General features: G+C 72.4%; 11 protein-coding genes. 7 read left to right on the top strand and 4 right to left on the bottom strand.

What is annotated here, in order from left to right; genetic code table 11:
• Positions 1–102 precede the first annotated feature (102 nt).
• From OG974_RS11695 to OG974_RS11665, 7 genes are all read left to right on the top strand, one after another.
• On the top strand, positions 103–1071 hold the full coding sequence (locus tag OG974_RS11695; protein ID WP_327282629.1) for a WYL domain-containing protein: 969 nt from the start codon (positions 103–105) through the stop codon (positions 1069–1071).
• A gap of 132 nt (positions 1072–1203) precedes the next feature.
• Positions 1204–1476, top strand: a complete 273-nt coding sequence (locus tag OG974_RS11690; RefSeq protein WP_327285585.1) for a hypothetical protein — start codon at positions 1204–1206, stop codon at positions 1474–1476.
• 26 nt (positions 1477–1502) lie between these two features.
• The gene (locus tag OG974_RS11685; RefSeq protein ID WP_327282628.1) at positions 1503–1703 is read left to right on the top strand and encodes a hypothetical protein; all 201 of its coding nucleotides are present in this window, start codon (positions 1503–1505) and stop codon (positions 1701–1703) included.
• Positions 1704–1929: 226 nt separating this feature from the next.
• Positions 1930–2226 carry a Sec-independent protein translocase subunit TatA gene (tatA, locus tag OG974_RS11680; protein ID WP_099893653.1) on the top strand — a complete coding sequence of 99 codons (297 nt, stop codon included), beginning with the start codon at positions 1930–1932 and terminating at the stop codon, positions 2224–2226.
• Between the two features lie 65 nt (positions 2227–2291).
• Positions 2292–3257, top strand: coding sequence for a twin-arginine translocase subunit TatC (gene tatC, locus OG974_RS11675; RefSeq protein ID WP_327282627.1), 966 nt, complete (start codon positions 2292–2294; stop codon positions 3255–3257).
• 84 nt (positions 3258–3341) lie between these two features.
• The gene (locus OG974_RS11670; RefSeq protein WP_328762229.1) at positions 3342–4271 is read left to right on the top strand and encodes a diacylglycerol kinase; all 930 of its coding nucleotides are present in this window, start codon (positions 3342–3344) and stop codon (positions 4269–4271) included.
• A gap of 49 nt (positions 4272–4320) precedes the next feature.
• The gene (locus tag OG974_RS11665) at positions 4321–7173 is read left to right on the top strand and encodes a DEAD/DEAH box helicase (RefSeq protein WP_327282625.1); all 2853 of its coding nucleotides are present in this window, start codon (positions 4321–4323) and stop codon (positions 7171–7173) included.
• Between the two features lie 65 nt (positions 7174–7238).
• Here OG974_RS11665 and OG974_RS11660 read toward each other — a convergent pair whose 3' ends face one another.
• The 4 genes from OG974_RS11660 to OG974_RS11645 all read right to left on the bottom strand — a co-directional run bounded on the left by OG974_RS11660 (position 7239) and on the right by OG974_RS11645 (position 11643).
• Positions 7239–8198: an RluA family pseudouridine synthase gene (locus OG974_RS11660; RefSeq protein WP_327282624.1), complete on the bottom strand. Its 960-nt coding sequence runs from the start codon at positions 8196–8198 to the stop codon at positions 7239–7241.
• A gap of 18 nt (positions 8199–8216) precedes the next feature.
• A complete protein-coding gene (locus OG974_RS11655; RefSeq protein WP_371646375.1) occupies positions 8217–9764 on the bottom strand; it encodes a serine hydrolase in 1548 nt (515 codons plus the stop codon).
• A gap of 89 nt (positions 9765–9853) precedes the next feature.
• On the bottom strand, positions 9854–10687 hold the full coding sequence (locus OG974_RS11650; protein ID WP_327282622.1) for a siderophore-interacting protein: 834 nt from the start codon (positions 10685–10687) through the stop codon (positions 9854–9856).
• Positions 10688–10737: 50 nt separating this feature from the next.
• Positions 10738–11643 carry a 5'-3' exonuclease gene (locus OG974_RS11645; protein WP_328765156.1) on the bottom strand — a complete coding sequence of 302 codons (906 nt, stop codon included), beginning with the start codon at positions 11641–11643 and terminating at the stop codon, positions 10738–10740.
• Positions 11644–11744 lie beyond the last annotated feature (101 nt).

Genomic DNA, 11744 nt, shown 5'->3' with positions numbered 1-11744 from the left:
GGCGGGCCGCCGGTACCGACAGCCCGGGACCGCCGCACGATCCGCAACCACCGCACAACCGCACCGTCCGCAAGACGTGCCCTGAGGGGGAGACGTACCAGCATGGCTGCCAACGCCATCGACCAGACCCGCCGGATGCTGTCCCTGGTGACCTACCTGCGCGAGCGCCCCGGGGCGCACGTCGCGGACGTCGCCCGCGCTTTCGGGATCACCGAGGACGAGCTGATCTCGGACCTCGACGTGCTGCCCATGTGCGGGACCAGCTTCCGCGGCGGCGACCTGCTCGACATCGACACCGACGGGGAGCGGATCTGGTGGCGCAATCCCGACGCGTCGGGGGAGTCCACCGCCGAGCCCCTGCGCCTCGCCGCCGACGAGGCGACCGCGCTGCTGGTCGCCGCCCGCGCCGTGGCCACCCTGCCGGGACTGCGCGAGAGCGACCGGGACGCGCTGCTGCGGGCCACCGCGAAGCTGGAGGCGGCCGCGGGCGAGGCGGCCGGGGCCAGTTCCCGGCTGTCGGTCACCTTCGAGGCCGAGGGCGGTGTCTTCGCCGACGTCGACCGGGCCATCGCGGAGCGCCGCCGGCTGTGGCTGCGCTACTACTCGCCGGCGCGGGACGAGCTGACCGAGCGCAAGGTCGACCCGATCCGGCTCTTCGCGGTCGGCCACACGTACATGGAGGGCTGGTGCCACCTCTCCGAGGCCCGGCGCACCTTCCGTCTCGACCGGGTCGCCGAGATCCGGCTGCTGGACGAGCGGGCCGAGCCGCCCGCCATCGAGCCGCGCGACCTGTCCGAGGGGCTCGTCCAGCCGGCCGCCGAGGACCCGGAGGTCGTGGTCGAGGTCGGGCCGGGCGGCCGCTGGGTCGCCGAGTACTACCCGCACGACAGCGCCGAGGAACTGTCGGACGGCGGCCTGCGGATCACGCTGCGCAGCCCGGACCCGGCCTCGCTGCGCCGCCTCGCGCTGCGGCTGGGCCGCGAGGGCCGGATCGTGGCGCCCGCGGCACTGGCCGACAGTGCGCGGCAGGCGGCCCGTGAGGCGCTCGCCGGGTACGGCGAAGAAGGCTGACGGGGACGGCGCACGGGGCCGGACCGGCTGGACCAGGGGCCGCGGCGGGGCCGTGGGGTACGGGCCTTGCCGTTACGGGAGCTGTGCCGTCTGTAATGAATGGGCTGAGGGGAGCGCCGAGCGATGTCGCCAATGTCTGGGCCGCGGGGTGTGCATGCTGGCGCAGGGTCGCCGGGACGGTCGTCCGTGGTGGGGCCGGTCTCCTTCAAGGCGGCCTGTTCCGACTGTCGGGCCGGCTTCGAGCTGGACGCCGCAGCCCTGCGGCTGGTGATCGGCGGGAGCCGGCGGACCACGTTCTACTCGTTCACCTGCCCCGAGTGCGGGGCCTCCGTACGCAAACCGGCCGGCGAGCGCATCGTGGAACTGCTGACGGGCGGCGGCGTGAGCACCCTGCGCAGCATCTGAGGCGCCAGGTGGCCTAGGCTCGACCCATGCTGTGGCCGATGCTCGCAATCGCCCTGGGTTTCCTCGGGCTCGCCGTCCTCGCCGTCCTCGCCGTACGGGTCGCCGTGCAGGTGCGGCGGCTCGCCGGCCAGGTCGAGCTGGCCGGTCGGCGGATCACGGACGCCTCGGTGGACCTGGAGCGCGCGGCGTCGGACCTGGCGCGGGCGGGCGGGAGCGCCCGGCAGTGACCCGCGGGCGTGCGGGCTTGCGCGAGGCGGGCCCGTGGCCCGCACGCGTATGGAAAGTGCGGGCCGGGACCCGTACCGTCGGTCGCAGCCGCGCGCAAGGCGTGGTACCCCGGGGGATTGCCGGGCGTTAACCCCCGGGGGTTACGATCCTTTCCTGAGCGGTTCGGGTCCCCGGCCCGATCCGCCCGTCACACAACCAGCCGTTCCGGTGAGAAGGAAGTCAGACATGATCGGCAATCTGAAGCCTCTTGAGATCCTCCTGATCATCGCCGTGATCTTCCTGCTGTTCGGTGCCAAGAAGCTCCCCGACATGGCGCGCTCCCTCGGCAAGTCGGCCCGCATCCTCAAGAGCGAGGCCAAGGCCATGAAGGCCGAGAGCGCGGCGGAGGACAACGCCACTGCCGCCACGGTCGCCGACCAGGCCCCGCAGCAGGCCGCCGCCCCGCGCACCATCAAGGCCGCTCCCGGTGACGTGACCAGCTCCCGTCCGGTCAGCGAGCCGAACCACACCACCCAGGGCTGATCTCCCGGCCGCCGGTCCGCGGTCACGATCACGCCGGTCATCTGCAACGAGACAAGGGACGTGGGTTGCTCAAGTCTGCCCGCAAGCAGGAGAAGCAAAGCAAGCAGGCCAAGGACGCCGAAGGGCGGATGCCTCTTGTCGAGCACCTGCGTGAGCTGAGAAACCGCCTGCTGAAGTCGGTCCTGGCGATCCTCGTGATCACCATCGTGGCGGCCTTCTACTACAAGAACCTCATCGACTTCATGCTGAAGCCGATGCTGGACTCCGTCGGCTGCACCGACGGGGTGGTCTCGCAGCGCAACGGCAGGCCCTGCGCCGACATGACCGTGAACGGCCTCATCGCCCCGTTCTCGATCGCCCTCAAGGTCTCGCTCACCGCCGGTGTGGTGCTCTCGGCGCCGGTGTGGCTCTACCAGCTCTGGGCCTTCGTCGCCCCGGGCCTGCACAACCACGAGAAGCGCTACGCGATGGGCTTCGTCGCCGTCGGCGCACCGCTGTTCGCCGCCGGTGGGGTGCTCGCGTACAAGCTCCTGCCGCAGACCGCGACGATCCTTCTCGAATTCACCCCCGAGAACGCACGCAACCTGCTCCCGGTCGACGACTACCTCGACCTGGTGACGCGCATGGTCGTCGTTTTCGGCCTCGCCTTCGAGCTGCCGCTGCTGCTGATCCTGCTGAACTTCACCGGCGTCCTCACCGCGAAGCGGCTGGCGAGCTGGTGGCGGGCCATGGTGCTGGGCATCACGATCTTCGCCGCGTTCGCCACGCCCACCGGCGACCCGCTGACCATGATGTCGCTGGCCGCGCCGATCGTCGCCCTCTACTTCATCGCGCTCGGGATCTGCCTGGTCAACGACCGCAGGCGCAGCCGCGCCAACCCCGACGCGCTGCTCGACGACGACGAGGCGTCCGAGCTGGACCTGACGCCCGCGCCGATCGGCGACATGGAGCCCGTCCAGGCCCCGACCGCCCTGCCCGAGCAGGCCGACGGCGGCCGCCGCCAGATCAACGGCTACGACGACGCGACCTGACGGGCACGCCCCGGCCCCACCGCCGCAAGCAAGCCTGCCCCCGAGGGGTGATCGCGGAGATCACCCTCCGGTAGATTCCGGCGGGTGAGCGCTGAGATCACCTTGTTCGTCAATCCCACCGCGGGACGCGGCCGGGGCGCGCACGACGCGCAGCCGGCCGCTTCCGCGCTCCGGGCCGCCGGGTTCTGCGTACGGACGGTCCTGGGAGCCGATGCCACGGACGCACTGGCCCGGCTGCGCACCGCCGTCCGCGGGGGCACCGGGGCGGTGATCGCCGTCGGCGGCGACGGCATGGTCTCCCTGGCGCTCCAGGCGCTGGCGGGGACGCCGGTGCCGCTCGGGGTGGTCGCCGTGGGGACCGGGAACGACTTCGCGCGGGCCATGGGGCTGCCCGTACGGGATCCCGCGCGGGCGGGCCGGCTGGCCGCCGGGGCGCTCAAGGAGGGCCGGATCCGCGAGATCGACCTCGGGCGGGTGGCCGGAGCCGGAGCCGTGGGCGCGGCAGGGGCCGGGGCCGGCGCCGGGGCCTGGTACGGGACCGTGCTGTGCTCCGGCTTCGATTCGCGGGTCAACGACCGCGGCAACCGGATGCGGCTCCCGGCGGGCCGGTTCAAATACGACCTGGCGATGCTCGCGGAGCTGGCCGCCTTCCGGCCCTTCCCGTACCGGATCACCCTCGACGACGGCCCGGTGATCGAGACCGAGGCCACGCTGGTGGCCGTCGGCAACGGGTCCTCGTACGGCGGCGGCATGCGCATCTGCGCCGACGCCGTCCCCGACGACGGGCTCTTCGACGTCGTCGTCGTGGGCGACTGCAGCCGCGCCACCCTGCTCAAGGTCTTCCCGCAGGTGTACAAGGGGACGCACCTGAGCCACCCGAAGGTGACCGTCCACCGGGCCGCGAAGATCACGCTGGAGGCCGCCGGGATCACCGCCTACGCGGACGGCGAACCGCTGGGGCCGCTGCCCGTGACCGCCGAATGCATACCGGCGGCCCTGCGCCTCCTGGTGTAGATAAAGATCGCGACTGTTGTCAGGGGCGGCGGGTAGGCTCGACAGCAAGATGACCGAAGAACTCTCACCCGCCGAGCGGTACGCCGCTGCCCGGATCCGCGCCGCCGAAGAGGCCTCCGCGCTGGCCCCCTTCCGGGAGATGTACGAATTCGACCTGGACTCCTACCAGGTCGACGCCTGCAAGGCACTGGAGGCCGGCAAAGGCGTGCTGGTCGCCGCCCCGACCGGCTCGGGCAAGACCATCGTCGGCGAGTTCGCCGTGCACCTGGCCCTGCGCCAGGGCCGCAAGTGCTTCTACACGACGCCCATCAAGGCCCTGTCGAACCAGAAGTACGCCGACCTCGTCAAGCGCTACGGCGCCGACAAGGTGGGCCTGCTCACCGGCGACAACAGCGTCAACTCCGAGGCGCCCGTGGTCGTGATGACCACCGAGGTGCTCCGCAACATGCTGTACGCGGGCTCGCAGTCGCTGCTCGGCCTCGGGTACGTCGTGATGGACGAGGTGCACTACCTCTCCGACCGGTTCCGCGGAGCCGTCTGGGAGGAAGTGATCATCCACCTCCCCGAGTCGGTCACGCTGGTGTCCCTGTCGGCCACCGTGTCCAACGCCGAGGAGTTCGGCGACTGGCTCGACACCGTGCGCGGCGACACCGAAGTGATCGTCTCCGAGGAGCGGCCCGTCCCGCTGTGGCAGCACGTCATGGCCGGCCGCCGGATCTACGACCTCTTCGAGGAGGAGTCCGACCACGGAGGCCGCGGCTCCGCGCGCCGCGAGGTCAACCCCGACCTGCTGCGGATGGCGCGCGAGGAGAACACCCGCACGTACAGCCCGAAGGACCGGCGCCGCGGCAAGATGGTCCGCGAGGCCGACCGCGAGCGCGAGCGGCGCTCCCGCGGCCGGATCTGGACGCCCAGCCGCCCCGAGGTCATCGCCCGGCTCGACGGCGACGGGCTGCTGCCCGCGATCAACTTCATCTTCAGCCGCGCCGGCTGCGAGGCCGCCGTCCAACAGTGCCTGTTCGCGGGCCTGCGGCTCAACGACGACTCCGCCCGCCTCAGGGTGCGCGAGATCGTCGAGGAGCGGACCGCCTCCATCCCCGCCGAGGACCTGCACGTCCTGGGGTATTACGAGTGGCTGGAAGGCCTGGAGCGGGGCATCGCCGCGCACCACGCCGGGATGCTGCCCACCTTCAAGGAGGTCGTGGAGGAGCTGTTCGTCCGCGGCCTCGTCAAGGCCGTCTTCGCCACCGAGACCCTGGCGCTGGGCATCAACATGCCCGCGCGCACGGTGATCTTGGAGAAGCTGGTCAAGTGGAACGGCGAGCAGCACGCCGACATCACCCCCGGCGAGTACACGCAGCTCACCGGCCGGGCCGGGCGCCGCGGCATCGACGTGGAGGGCCACTCCGTGGTGCTCTGGCAGCGCGGCATGGACCCCGCGGCGCTCGCCGGGCTCGCCGGCACCCGCACGTATCCGCTGCGCTCCAGCTTCAAGCCCTCGTACAACATGGCCGTGAACCTGGTCCAGCAGTTCGGCCGGCACCGCTCGCGCGAACTGCTGGAGACCTCCTTCGCGCAGTTCCAGGCCGACCGCTCGGTCGTCGGGATCTCCCGACAGGTGCAGCGCAACGAGGAGGGCCTGGAAGGCTATCGGGAGGGCATGACCTGCCACCTCGGAGACTTCGAGGAGTACGCACAGCTGCGCCGCGACCTCAAGGACCGTGAGACGGACCTGGCCAAGCAGGGCGCGGCCCAGCGCCGGGCCCAGGCCGCCGGTTCGTTGGAGAAGCTCAAGCCGGGCGACATCATCCACGTGCCGACCGGCAAGTTCGCCGGGCTCGCGCTGGTCCTGGACCCGGGCGTGCCGGCCGGGCGGGTCCACGGGCACCGGGGCCAGGAGTACGCCGAGGGCCCGCGCCCGCTGGTGCTGACCGCGGAGCGGCAGGTCAAGCGGCTCGCCGCCATCGACTTCCCGGTCCCGGTCGAGGCCATCGAGCGGATGCGGATCCCCAAGACCTTCAACGCGCGCTCGCCCCAGTCCCGTCGGGACCTGGCGTCCCAACTGCGCGCCAAGGCCGGGCACATCGCGCCGGAACGCCGGGGCCGCGGCCGGGCCGCTGCCGCCGACGACCGCGAGATCGCCCGGCTGCGCGCCGCCCTGCGGGCACACCCCTGCCACGGCTGCGACGAGCGCGAGGACCACGCCCGCTGGGCGGAGCGCTACCACCGGCTCAAGCGGGACACCCAGCAGCTGGAGCGGCGCATCGAGGGCCGGACGAACACCATCGCCCGCACCTTCGACCGGATCCACGCGCTGCTCACCGAGCTGGACTACCTGCGCGAGGACGAGGTCACCGTGCACGGCAAGCGGCTCGCCCGGCTGTACGGGGAGCTGGACCTGCTGGCGTCCGAATGCCTGCGCGCAGGGGTCTGGGAAGGCCTGACCCCTGCCGAACTGGCCGCGTGCGTCTCGGCGTTGGTGTTCGAGGCGCGGCAGTCCGACGATGCGGTGGCACCGAAGGTGCCGGGCGGCGCGGCGAAGGCGGCGCTGGGTGAGATGGTCCGGATCTGGGGCCGGCTCGACGCGCTGGAGGAGGAGCACCGCATCAACCAGGCGGAGGGCGTGGGCCAGCGTGAGCCGGACCTCGGCTTCGCGTGGGCGGCGTACCAGTGGGCCTCCGACAAGAGCCTGGACGAGGTGCTGCGCGAGGCGCAGATGCCGGCCGGTGACTTCGTGCGCTGGTGCAAGCAGGTCATCGACGTGCTGGGGCAGATCGCGGCCGCGGCCCCGGCGTCCTCCGCCCCGCCGTCCTCGCAGGGTGGCAGCACGGTGGCGCGCAACGCCCGCAAGGCCGTCGACGCGCTGCTGCGGGGCGTCGTGGCCTACAGCTCGGTCGGCTAGGCACGACCCGGAACGGCCCGGCCGGTGGCGGTCTCCCAGGAGCGCGCCACCGGCCGGGCCGCGGCTCAGTCCCCGGTTTCCCAGGCCTGCGGGTCTTCCCAGGCCCGGAGGGTCAGGCCGCTCTCGAAGCGGTGCGGGGTGCCGGTGACCGGGTCCGTGAACGACACGGTACGGGCGAGGAGTTGGAGCGGGCGACGGTAGTCGTCCGGGGCCGGGTCGGTGACCCGCGGGTACACCGGATCGCCGAGGATCGGCAGGCCCAGGGCGTTCATGTGCACCCGCAGCTGGTGGGTGCGCCCGGTGTGCGGGGTCAACCGGTAGCGGCCCAGTTCCCCCTTGGTGTCGAGGAGTTCGACCAAGCTCTCGGCGTTCGGTTCGGCGCCCGGGACTTCGGTCGCGGCGATCACCCCGCGGGTCTTCTCGATGTGGCTGCGGACCGTCCGGGGGAGTTCGATCGCCGGGTCGTGGCGGGCGAGGGCCTCGTACCTCTTGGTCACCCGCCGTTCCTGGAAGAGCAGTTGGTACGCGCCGCGGTCCTCGGGGCGGATGCTGAACATCACCAGTCCGGCGGTCAGCCGGTCCAGCCGGTGCGCCGGGCTGAGCTCGGGCAGGTCGAGCTCCGTGCGGAGCCGGGCCAGGGCGGTCTGCGTGATGTGGCTGCCGCGCGGGGTGGTCGCCAGGAAATGCGGCTTGTCCACGACCAGCAGGTGCGCGTCCCGGTGGACGACACGGATCGGGAACGGCACCACGGGCTCCGGCTCCATGTCCCGGTGGAACCAGAGGTAGGCGCCCGGCTCGTACGGGTCCTGCGGACCCAAGACCTGCCCGTCGGGGCCGAACACCCGCCCGGCGTGCAGCAGGTGGACGATGGATTCGGCGCCGCGGGTGCCGGCGTAGCGCGCGGTGAGGTAGCCGCCCAGGTCGGGCCACCGCCCGTCCGGGTCGGCGGGCAGCCGGAGCCGGACCGGGTCGATGCCGGCGACCTGGGGCAGGGGCGAGGGGGGTGCCTGGGCTCTGCGTCTCATCGGGTCCAGGCTATGCGCCTACTGCTTGGTGAAGGTGCCCAGGTGCTCGCCGTCCAGGTACTCGATGCGGACCGTGCCGTCCTTGAAGAAGACCCCCGTGCGGCCCACCGCGTTCTCGCCGGCGGTCACGTAGCTGAAGGTGTCGCCGTCGTAGTGGGTGAGCGGGAAGCGCATCGGCTTCGGGCCGAGGGCGACGGTGAGGCCCGTGCCGCTGGCGTTCGCCGTGACGGTCAGCTTGCCGTAGTACGGGTTGTCGTACGTCCCGGTGTACGCGCTGTCGGCGCGGGCCGGCTCCGCGCCCGCGGGCGGGTGGGCGTAGTCGGTGGTGGAGCGGCCGGTGTCGTCGACCTGGGCGTACAGCTCGGCGAACAGGGGCAGCCAGTCGGTGGTGGGCCCGCCGTGCTCGGCGGTGTCGAAGAAGTCCTCCGCGATGGCGTCCGCGACGCCGACGGGGGCGCCGTTGGTGAGGACGATGATGCCGAGCTGCTCCAGCGGGAGCATGGTGACGTTCGTGTTGGCGCCGAGGTCGAAGGCGCCGGAGTGACTCAGGCGCAGCCGTCCCGCGTCGTCGTACGAGACGTTCCAGCCGAGGCCGTAGAAGCCGGTGTGGTTCAGGGGAGGGGTCGGCGCCTGCGACAGGACCTGGGGCAGGTGCGTGACGGCGAGGGTGTCCTCGGGGACGATCCGCTTTCCGTCGAGGGTGCCGCCGGCCAGCTGGAGCCGCAGCCAGCGGGCCATGTCGGTGGCGGTGGAACTGACCCCGCCGGCCGGGGCCTGGGCGTCCGGGTCGCGCACGTAGCGCGGGGACCAGGTGCCGTCAGGATTCTTGACGTGGGTGGCGGCGTGGTCGGGGGCGTTCGCGAAGGCGGAGAACTCGGTGCTGGTGTGCGTCATGCCGGCGGGCTTGAAGAGGGTGTCCGCGGCGAGCTTCTGCCAGCTCGTACCGTGTTGCCGGGCCACGGCCTCGGCGGCCGCGGTGAAACCGAAGTTGGTGTAGGCGTAGCTCACGCGGAAGGGGGAGAGGGGCTCCAGACGCAGGTGGTCGAGGATGTACGCCTGGTCGTAGCCGAGGTCTTCGAGCAGGTCCCCCGCGTGGTCGGGGAGGCCGCTGCGGTGGGAGAACAGGTCGGCGGTGGTGACGTGGTCGGTGACCCAGGGGTCCTTGAGCGCGAACCCGGGGAGCTCGGCGCGGCGGTCCCAATCGGCGGGGTCCTTCAGGGTGCCGGCCACGACGGTGGAGGAGATCGGCTTGGAGAGCGACGCGATCTGGAAGACGGTGTCGGGGTCGACCTTGGCGCTCTCGCCGGTGCGGCGGACGCCGAAGCCCTTGAGGTAGACGACCTTGTCGCGGTGGACGACGGCTACGGAGATCCCGGGGACGCCGGTGCTGCGCATGGTGCCGGTGACGTACCCGGGGAGGCGTGCGAGTGCCGCGTCGACTTCCGCGTCCGTGATCCGGGGCTTCGGAGCGGGCGGCGGGCTGGGCGCGGCCGCTGCGCCGGTCGCGGCCGTCGCGGCGAACACGACGGCGGCCCCGGCTGCGGTGAGCGTGCGGAGCGTACGCATGCCGTCATTGTCATGCCGAACGGGTGACCCCGCGCTGCGGGGCGGTCGGGCCGGGGCGGCCGCCCGGGGCGGGGCCCCGGGCGCGCGCATCAGGCCGCGGACTCCTGCTCGGCCAGGACCCGGGCGTTCCAGTCGCCCTTGATGGCCCGCCAGCCCTCGTCCGTCTCGCCGCGGCGCCAGTAACCGGAGATCGACAGGTGCTCCTTGGGGATCCCGCGCTCCAGGCGGAGGTGGCGGCGCAGGTCCTTCACGAAGCCGGCCTCGCCGTGTACGAAGGCGTGGACCTCACGGGAGGGGAATTCGAGCGCCCTGACCGCCTCGACGAGCATCTCGCCGACCGGGCGGGTGCCGCGGTGGAGCCAGACCGGGACGACGCCGTCCGGGGTGGCGACCTCCTGCTCGTCGCTCGGCCCTTCGACCTCCACGAAGGCGTGCACCCGCGCCCCGGCCGGCATCCGCTCCATCGCGGCCGCGATCGCCGGCAGGGCGCTCTCGTCGCCCACCAGCAGGTGCCAGCCGGCGGCCGGGTCCGGGGCGTAGGCGCCGCCCGGGCCGAGGAAGCGGACGAGTTCGCCCGGCTGGGCGCGGGCCGCCCACGGGCCGGCCAGCCCCTCGTCGCCGTGGACGACGAAGTCGAGCGTCAGCTCCAGGTGCACCGGGTCCCACGAGCGGACGGTGTACGCCCGCTGGCGCGGCCACGCCTCACGCGCGTACTCGGCGCGGATCCGGTCCAGGTCCCACGGAGAGGGGTAGGTGACGCCCTCGGGCGCGAAGAGCAGCTTGATGTAATGGTCGGTGAACTCGCCCGCACTGAATCGGACCAGTCCGGCACCGCCCAGCACCACTCGCACCATGTGCGGCGTCAGCCGCTCGGTGCGCACGACGACTGCGGTGCCGACCTTGCGGGCGCGTCCTTCTGCCACGGCTGTATCCCCTTGCTCCCCTGAAACTTAGGATTACCTAAGTTAGCACCTCAAGGGCGCAGTGCGCTGCCCAGGCGCGACACTGCTCCGCCAAGACCCCACCGGCGCGCCAGCGCATCGACGAGTTCCGGCTGCTCGGGCGCTGCCGGCAGGGCCGGGTCGAACGCCGGGAGCGGGACGTCCGAAGCCACTTGGACGACCTTCGGAGCCACCGCCAGATAGGGCCGGGACTCGTCCAGCCGCTTGCGCTGCGTGGGCGTCAGCTTCGACTTCGGGTCGTCGACCGCCGCGATGATCCCGGCCAGGGAGCCGTAGGCGTCCAGCAGCTTCGCGGCCGTCTTCTCGCCGATCCCCGGCACCCCGGGCAGTCCGTCGCTCGGGTCCCCGCGCAGCAGGGCCAGGTCCGCGTACCCGCGGCCGTCCACGCCGTACTTCTCGCGCAGCCACGCCTCGTCCGTCACCTGGAGCGTGCCGACCCCCTTCAACGGGTACAGCACGCGCCGCTGCCGGGCGTCGTCGACCAGCTGGTACAGGTCCCGGTCGCCGGTGACGATGTCCACCGGGCCCGTGGCGCGCGCCGTGAGGGTGCCGATCACGTCGTCGGCCTCGTACCCGGCGACCCCCACCCGGGCGATCCCGAAGGCGTCCAGCGCCGCCTCGATGATCGGCACCTGCGGGGCCAGCGTGTCCGGGGTCTCCTCCACGTCCGGACCGGTCTCGGTCTCCTGGGCGACCCGGTGCGCCTTGTACGAGGGGATCAGTTCCACCCGCCAGTGCGGCCGCCAATCGGCGTCCATGCACGCCACCAGGTCGTCGGGGCGGTGGTCCTGGACCAGCCGGCCGATGAAGTCGAGCAGCCCGCGCACCGCGTTGACCGGAGTGCCGTCCGGGGCCTTCACGGAGTCCGGCACGCCGAAGTAGGCGCGGTAGTAGAGGGAGGCGGTGTCCAGCAGCATCAGGCGTCGAGTCGTCGTCACGCAGACGATGATGCCGCAACCCCCGTGCGTGCCCCGCGGCGGACGGTTACGGCCGGGGGCACGGAAAGTGGCCGCAAGTG

Origin of the sequence: Streptomyces sp. NBC_00597, from assembly GCF_041431095.1 — a bacterium.
Taxonomy (GTDB): domain Bacteria; phylum Actinomycetota; class Actinomycetes; order Streptomycetales; family Streptomycetaceae; genus Streptomyces.
Note: the sequence above shows the minus strand (reverse complement) of the source record. Positions and strands in the feature narration are given on the sequence as shown.

Excerpts from the sequence above, each read along its gene's own strand:
- OG974_RS11695 (WP_327282629.1), top strand. The coding sequence starts at position 103 with ATGGCTGCCAACGCCATCGACCAGACCCGCCGGATGCTGTCCCTGGTG.
- OG974_RS11690 (WP_327285585.1), top strand. The coding sequence starts at position 1,204 with ATGTCTGGGCCGCGGGGTGTGCATGCTGGCGCAGGGTCGCCGGGACGG.
- OG974_RS11685 (WP_327282628.1), top strand. The coding sequence starts at position 1,503 with ATGCTGTGGCCGATGCTCGCAATCGCCCTGGGTTTCCTCGGGCTCGCC.
- tatA (WP_099893653.1), top strand. The coding sequence starts at position 1,930 with ATGATCGGCAATCTGAAGCCTCTTGAGATCCTCCTGATCATCGCCGTG.
- OG974_RS11665 (WP_327282625.1), top strand. The coding sequence starts at position 4,321 with ATGACCGAAGAACTCTCACCCGCCGAGCGGTACGCCGCTGCCCGGATC.
- OG974_RS11660 (WP_327282624.1), bottom strand. The coding sequence starts at position 8,198 with ATGAGACGCAGAGCCCAGGCACCCCCCTCGCCCCTGCCCCAGGTCGCC.
- OG974_RS11655 (WP_371646375.1), bottom strand. The coding sequence starts at position 9,764 with ATGCGTACGCTCCGCACGCTCACCGCAGCCGGGGCCGCCGTCGTGTTC.
- OG974_RS11645 (WP_328765156.1), bottom strand. The coding sequence starts at position 11,643 with ATGCTGCTGGACACCGCCTCCCTCTACTACCGCGCCTACTTCGGCGTG.